This window comes from Candidatus Hydrogenedentota bacterium (assembly GCA_019695095.1).
Lineage (GTDB): Bacteria > Hydrogenedentota > Hydrogenedentia > Hydrogenedentales > SLHB01 > JAIBAQ01.
This window is the reverse complement of the sequence record JAIBAQ010000249.1, coordinates 1-7,374: the sequence shown is the minus strand read 5'-3', so window position 1 is coordinate 7,374 and position 7,374 is coordinate 1. Positions and strand designations below refer to the sequence as shown.

General features: G+C 57.7%; 5 protein-coding genes. All 5 read right to left on the bottom strand.

Going from position 1 to position 7,374, the window contains the following annotated elements:
• On the bottom strand, positions 1 to 598 hold a 598-nt coding region (locus K1Y02_23920), incomplete at its 3' end, for an anaerobic ribonucleoside-triphosphate reductase activating protein (protein ID MBX7259428.1).
• A complete protein-coding gene (locus tag K1Y02_23915; GenBank protein MBX7259427.1) occupies positions 595 to 2,709 on the bottom strand; it encodes a ribonucleoside triphosphate reductase in 2,115 nt (704 codons plus the stop codon). The genes K1Y02_23915 and K1Y02_23920, both read right to left, overlap by 4 nt.
• Before the next feature lie 649 nt (positions 2,710 to 3,358).
• Positions 3,359 to 4,528, bottom strand: coding sequence for a hypothetical protein (locus tag K1Y02_23910; GenBank protein MBX7259426.1), 1,170 nt, complete (start codon positions 4,526 to 4,528; stop codon positions 3,359 to 3,361).
• Positions 4,528 to 5,820, bottom strand: a complete 1,293-nt coding sequence (locus K1Y02_23905) for a right-handed parallel beta-helix repeat-containing protein (GenBank protein ID MBX7259425.1) — start codon at positions 5,818 to 5,820, stop codon at positions 4,528 to 4,530. The genes K1Y02_23910 and K1Y02_23905 overlap by 1 nt, the downstream gene beginning before the upstream one ends.
• A gap of 219 nt (positions 5,821 to 6,039) precedes the next feature.
• Positions 6,040 to 7,374: hypothetical protein (locus tag K1Y02_23900; protein MBX7259424.1), on the bottom strand; the 1,335-nt coding region annotated here is incomplete at its 5' end.

The window sequence follows — 7,374 nt, the reverse complement described above, 5'->3', positions numbered from 1 at the left end:
AGGCCTCAAGCGACTGCGACCCTTCAGAAGAGCGGTACGGTTGCAGCACATAACGCTCGGCTCCCGACACCCGTTCAACGATGTCGAGGATATCCTCTTCCGTGAAGTCAGGCAACACGGTGGTCCTGAATTCGTGAGCTACTCCGGAGCGCAGAATCAGGTCAATGCTCTCGTCGATGGCATCCTGGTCGACAGACACCCCGCAGACTTCGTCGTACCGGTGGCGCGGCGCTTTCACGTCCATCGCTACGAAGTCCAGGCGCTCCGTCTCCAGCAGAGATTGCAGCACGCGGGGGCGAGTACCGTTGGTATCCAGCTTTACGGGATATCCCATCGCCCTCACCGAGTCGATAAAAGTAGTCAGGCCGAGCTGAAGTGTGGGCTCGCCTCCGCTGATCACGACGCCATCAAGAAACCCGCGCCGTTCGTACAGCAGGGCGAGAACGGCGTCCCGGTCGAGAAGTACCGGCGATTCGCAGAGGGTTGCCCGGTTGTGGCAGTAGTGGCACCGGAGATTGCAGCCCGGGGCAAAGACGACCGCCGCCATCTTGCCTGGCCAATCGACCAGCGAGCACTTCTCCACTCCAGCAACGTTCACTTCCGGGTCATCTCCAAAGCCGTGTTTTCCGTTTCCACCAACGCGAACTTCGTGCGCTCGAAGTACTCGGCCTTCTTGCCGTCGTTAAAGTTCGCCACCGGGCGTAGGTAACCCGTCACGCGCGACCATACTTCCGTCTTCCCGCTGCACGTCGGACACGTGAAGTGTTCCCCGCGCAGGTAGCCATGCGTTTGGCAGATGCTGAACGTCGGCGTGATCGAGAGGTACGGCAGTTTGAACTGCGTGAACACCTTCTTCAAGAGACTCTTGCAGACCTCGGGGTCTTCGATGCTTTCGCCGAGATACGCGTGCAACACGGTGCCGCCGGTGTACGCGGACTGCAACTCGTCTTGAAGTTTTAAGGCCTCGAACAAATCGCACGTGTATCCGACCGGTAGCTGCGTCGAGTTGGTGTAGTACGGCGTTCCGTTGCCCGCCGCTTTGATGTTCGGATACTTCTGCCGATCCAATCGCGCCAACCGGTACGCGGTGCCTTCGGCGGGCGTCGCTTCGAGGTTGTACACGTGGCCCGTCTCGTCCTGCATCTTTACGAGCAAGTCGCGAAGGAACTCCATGACCTCCATCGAGAACGCCTGGCCTTCCCGAGATCCGATGTCCGTCTCCATCAGGTTCTCGAGGGCCTCGTTCATGCCGACAATGCCGATCGTGCTGAAGTGGTTGTGCCAGTATTCGCCGGTACGCTCTTTGATGAGACCGAGGTAGTGCGCCGAATACGGGTAGAGTCCGCGTTCCGTCTGCTGCTCGATGATCTTCCTCTTAATCTCCAACGAGATCTTGGCGATCTGCGCCATCTCTTCGAGGCGCTCGAAAAACTCCTTTCGCGAATTGGACAGGTAGCCGATTCGCGGCAGGTTGATAGTCACCACGCCCACCGAACCCGTCAGCGGATTGCTTCCGAAGAGGCCGCCGCCACGCTTGCGTAGCTCTGTCGTATCCAGGCGCAACCGGCAGCACATCGATACGGCGTCTTCGGGCGACAGGTCGGAATTTACGTAGTTTGCGAAATACGGAATGCCGTACTTGCACGTCACTTGCATAAAGGCGTCGACTGCCGGCGAATCCCACTGGAAGTCTTTGGTGATGTTTAGCGTGGGAATCGGGAAAGTGAACACGCGGCCCTTGGAATCGCCTTCCATCATGACTTCGCAGAAGGCCTTGTTGAACAGGTCCATTTCTTCCTGGAAGTCGCCGTACTTCGCGTCCTGCAACTCGCCGCCAATGATGACGGCCTGATCCCGCAACGTCGACGGCACGGTGATGTCGAAAGTCAGGTTTGAGAAGGGGCACTGGAATCCCACGCGCGTGGGAACGTTGATGTTGAAAATGAACTCCTGGAGGCTCTGCTTCACCTGGGCGAACGTGAGTTTGTCGTGGCGGATGAACGGCGCACAATAGGTGTCGAAGCTGGACCACGCCTGTGCCCCGGCCGTTTCGCCTTGCGTCGTGAACGTCGAGTTCACGATCTGTCCGAGGAACGAACGGAGGTGCTTCGCCGGACGGCTTTCGACCTTCCCAGGCACGCCGCCAAAACCCATCATTAGCAGTTGGCGCAAGTCCCATCCCGCGCAGTAGGGTCCGAGGAAGCCAAGGTCGTGAATGTGGATGTCGCCGTTCTCGTGGGCATCGCGCACGTCGACCGGATACACTTCATGCAGCCAGTAGTTCTTGGTGAAGAACTCGCGCACGTAGTTGTTCAGTCCGTTGATGCTCTTCTGGGTATTGGCGTTCTCTTTGATGCGCCAGTCGTTGTCGCCCAGGTAATCGGAGAACATCTGGATGGTCGCGCCGATCAGCGCGTTCATGTTGCGCGCGCCCGCCCGCTTCTCGCGGTACAGGATGTACGCCTTGGCCGTGCGCGCGTGCCCGGCTTCGATCAGGACCTTTTCGACCAGATCCTGAATCTGCTCGACTTCTGGAATGCGGTCCGCGTAGCGCTTCTCCGCCAGGGCGATGACGTCTCGGCACAGCTCTTCGGCCCTGGTGAAGTCCTGGCCGCCGCAGGCAACAGCGGCCTTATAGATGGCGTGGGTAATCTTCTCGGGATAAAACTTCTCAAGGGCCCCGTCGCGCTTACGAATCTGTTCAAACATACGCCAACCTCCCTGTTGTAGCGCTAACGGCCCCAAGTAACTCGACTTCATCTTCACGTTGAGCGGTACGACGCGACACGTCAACGGACGTTGCGTACCCGCTTAAGGTAGAGATTACGGAGAATGAAGAAAGCGGCGTTCGCCGCGGAAATGCTCGCAAAGCCCCAACTGCCATAAGAAATGGCCCCTCCCGCTCAACGTCTCAATCGTCACCAGCCCACGTACTTCATCATTCAGACCGGTATCTACAAGACTTTGTGGGAACAGCGACGGCAGAAATCACGAAGCCATTCAAGATGCGAAAACAGCCACGCACGTCGAATCGCTTACAGGTGAATTCAGTAGGCCTTCCGCAAGGCACTCAAGCCGTCAACTTTCCCCCACAACCTAGCAACCCCAGTATATAGTGGGGGTGTCGGCTTGTCAATACAAAATGTGGGATTGACCCGTAAGCGCTAAGTTAAAACGTCACGGCAACTTACGCGCGATCAAACTCCCCCGGACTGCTCCGAAACGCCCCTAAATTCAGCTGACAGAATTCTTACCTAGGGTTAGATGTGTCCACTTATTAGTGGATTTCCGGCTTTAATGCGATTTCTCTCGCGCCCCCGATTCTGCCAGAGCGTCAAGCTATCTCTCCAGCCGAGATTCACATCGTCTTGGAGACGTGTGTATCTACTATTGAAGGAGGGTCTTTTCTGGAGGCGGCATGCGTTGTCTGCATCTCCTTGATCCATTCTCGTACCAGCGCAATCCCTTCGTCGTGGATCATCAACCGGCCCACCGCGGGCATCATTTTGCCGGGATCCGTGCTTTCCATGCGGTGGACGAGGAACGATTCATCGGGATTGCCGGGAACCACGGCGTATTTGTCGCCTGCTGAGCCTCTACCCGCGGCGACGGGCGTCTTCATGACGCCGAAGCGAACCGGCTCGCGTTGCGTAGACATCAGGTCCAAGCCCGAGGTATAGGCGGGTCCCTTGGGGTTATGGCAGTGGGCGCAATTGATCTCCAGGTACGCGCGGGCTCGCTCGTCCAAAGTTCCGGAACTCGGGTCATCCCACTTCGCGAGTCGCGGCGCTTGACTGATGTCCGCGGGAGCCCCTGTCAACCGTCCGAGCTTGGACCAATGCGCGAGTTGATTCTCTTCGCCGTCGGCGTACGCAAATTGCTTGTTCAATTGGCTGGCCCTGGGTCCGATCGGTCCCATTACGCCCGAATTCTCGTGGCACTGTTTGCATTGATTCATATTGGGAACGGCGTAATTCAGGGAACGCTCGTTGCCGTCGGTATGCGTCCACTTCACGGGGATTCGAGCACCGGCGACGGCGAGTTTGGCCTCCGTTGCATCGTCGTTCCAAATGTAGGGCAAGCCAACCCATCCATCGATCTGTCGCACGAGAATGCGCGTTTCGACGATGCGCTCCCCTTTGGAGGGATCGCGCAAATCCGCGAGATAGCCGAATGTCTTAGCGATGACGGTTCCCACGGGGAAATCCAAGGGGCCGTCTTCGCGATATGCCGCCTGTTTACCCTTGGGGAGCTTGATGAAGCGATGCTTCGTAGCATAGTCGCTGAAGAGCGGCGAATTGATGTCATACCCGATGACGCCCTCGCTGGGTTTCTGATGAGCGGGATCAGTAAAGAGACCATACGCGGAAATCAGCGGAGGAGGAGTATCCCACTCAATCAGAAATGCCTCGTCCAGGGGCGCATTCTGAACAGAGTCAGTAGCCGTCTGTGGTGCAGAGGGGGCCTGATTTTGTCCGCAACCCGCCAATACGATTGCGATCAGTAGAGGCCCTGTCGCGCGCGGAATCACGATGCGACACCCTCAATCGTGACGGGCTGAAGCGGTGGCAAGGAGCCCGCGTGCGCCGCCAAATCGCGTTTCACTTGAACGGTAGCCGGGTCCTTTAGCGCAGTTCCCGCATCGATATTCGCAAAGGTCACTTCGCCATCCTTCTTTGTATTGCCTCCGATGTAGATGCGCAAATCAGGCGGCAGCTCTCCGTTCACGAGTTTCTCCGGATTGACCATGCCATCCCAGACGATATCGGGAAGTGGCGAGCCCGCAATGAGCGCCATAAGCGCGCCTCCATCGCCACCGGGTTTGTTTCCGCAGGGACCGAAGCTATTGCTGTGAATGTGAATCCCCTCCGGGTAGGGATAATAGCCTGCATCTTTGATGGGGCGCTGCGTGGACAAATAGCTCGTCAGCAGGATGTTGGTCGTGGCATTGCCGCCGATTTCGTTTTCGAAAATCTCCACGCTCGAGTTCGCCATTACCATGACGCCCGTTCCCGTCGGCACACTCGCCACGATGTTGCCCTTGGGCGCGAAATTCTCGGTGTCGTTGTCCACGGACTTGTTGCGGAAGATGCGCACATTGCGTCCATGCTGCACGGGCAGGTCAGGCAGGTCAAAGACGAGAATGCCGCCTGCGTTGTGCGTTGCGACGTTTTCGTACACATCGGCGTGGTGGCAGTTCTCGATTTCGATGCCCGCGACGTTGTACTCCGCGCGGCATTTGCGAACGATGACATTTTCGGACTGGCCAACATAGATACCGGCATCGGAGGCTCCGATCGCGACGCATTCTTCAATGAGCACGTTCTTCGAACTGACAGGGTAGAAGGCGTAGGCCCCGTTCGTTTCCTTGGGCCCGCCGGTCCACTCCGACTTGACGCGTCGAATCACGTGATTCGTGGCCGCGTTCGATTTATGCCCGTTGCCTTTCGTGTCCTGAATGGTGAAGTCCTCCAATGTCACGTTGTCGCTGGTGATGTACAGGCCTTCTGTGCCGACATCCTGGTTCTTGAAGCTAAGGATGGTCTTGTCCATGCCGCGACCACGAATTGTGACGTTGTCGACATCCAGCGACAGCCCCATCGTCAATTCGAAGGTCCCCTCTTCAAGCTGAATGGTGGAGCCGGGTTTCACGGTGATGAGCGCTTCCTGCAGCTTCGCCTGGACATCAGGACCCGGCGCGAAACTGAGGCCAGTAGTAGACGGTGCCTGCGGAGCGGCGGAAGGTTCCGTTGAAGGCGTGGGGGAAGGAGAACTTGGCGTTGGCGCGGGGGCGGCATTCTGTCCGCAACTTAACGTCATCAGACTTGCACAGAGAATTCCCAGGACGATGGAGACTGCCCGAATCACCATGACTCCTCCTTTGTGTAGGGAGTTTTATCGAGGACTTGCAGCAGACCGTACCAGCGCTCGGGTCGTTGTCCGACGAGGCTGGCCTCGGTTGATAGAATACCCCGACAGCTCTGCGAAAGTCATCTTATCGCCGGGCTGTCGGGGCCTTTGATTCGGCGGTTCTTGGGCCTATTCGATGTATGAGGTGGGTTCAGGAACCTCGAAGATTCCACCGAAGTTCACGTGGGCCCAGGGGCCTTGTCCCTTATCGACGATACGGATGTGGACTTGCTTGCCCTGGACAGCGGACGCATCCCAGAAGTCTTTCTCCAGTCCCCAGTTGTTTCGTCCCACATACCGCGCGAGTTCTTTGCCGGAATCGGTTTCCACGATGGCCACATGCCCAATTTCGGGGTCACACGAACCGGATACCATCAATTCGTAAGATGGACGTTCGACCACGAAAGGCTTTGATTCCAACACGCCTTGCCGCGAATCGTCGCGTTTCTCGGTGTCAGTCGCGGCCGTTGAGATGTAGAAAGGCGTCCAGGATTGGCAAAAAACATTCCATCTCTCGGTGAAGAACGGTCCCAGATCTCCTTCAACCATACGCCAATCCGCTTTGCGGTCCATGGAATCCAATGGTAATACCGGTTTGCCCAAGAAGGGCCGGCGCGCCCAGCGCAGCTTGGCGATTTGGATACCGTTTAACTCGGGCAACAAGCACGCCATGTAGTACTGATTCCCGACGTGCACGATTTCCGGCGCGGCGATCGGCATCGTACCCACGCGGCGCGAATCGTCGTCGATTCCGAAAAGGAGGGGATTGCGCGAGTAATAGCTGTAGTTGCGCGCGTTGTGTCCGTAGAACTGGTTACGAAACAGCACGAACTCGCCCGGCGCAACTTCCACAACGTGGGGGCATTCCGCCCACACGATGTCCGCGCCGATGAGACCCCCGTAGTTCACGACCATCGAAGGACCCCACGTCTTGAGGTCAGGCGATGTGCGGCAGTAGATCGCGCCTTGCATCCGAGGAAATGCCGTGTAATAACAATGCCAGAGGCTGTCGATCTTGATGAGCATCGCGTCGCGCGTGTTCGCGCCAGGCCCTTCGCTGAATACACCGGTCTTGCCGTTGGGTTGAATGACGCGTTCGAAGTTCTTCCCGTCCTTGCTCGTGGCAAAACAGATATTTTGCCAATCGCCATAGGCCATGTGGTAGGAATCGTCCACCTTGACGACGTGAGGCGCCTGAAGACCTCCTTCGCCTTCGCCCAGTTCCGTCTTCGCTTCCATGGCGATGCCCATGGGCGTCCAGTTGGTATCGGTGATGTCCTTGCCTTCCCAGCGATGGAACAGCCGGCCCGTGCCTCCGCACGCAGTCAGGCGGATGCACGACCACAATTGCCACGTGCCGTCGGCAGCCTGCCAGATGGCGAAATCCACGGGTTGCTGTTTGGGAGTGGTGTATTTGCCGAGGTCGGGGTTGCCGGCTATTTGCCAGAACTCTCCGTCGATGAC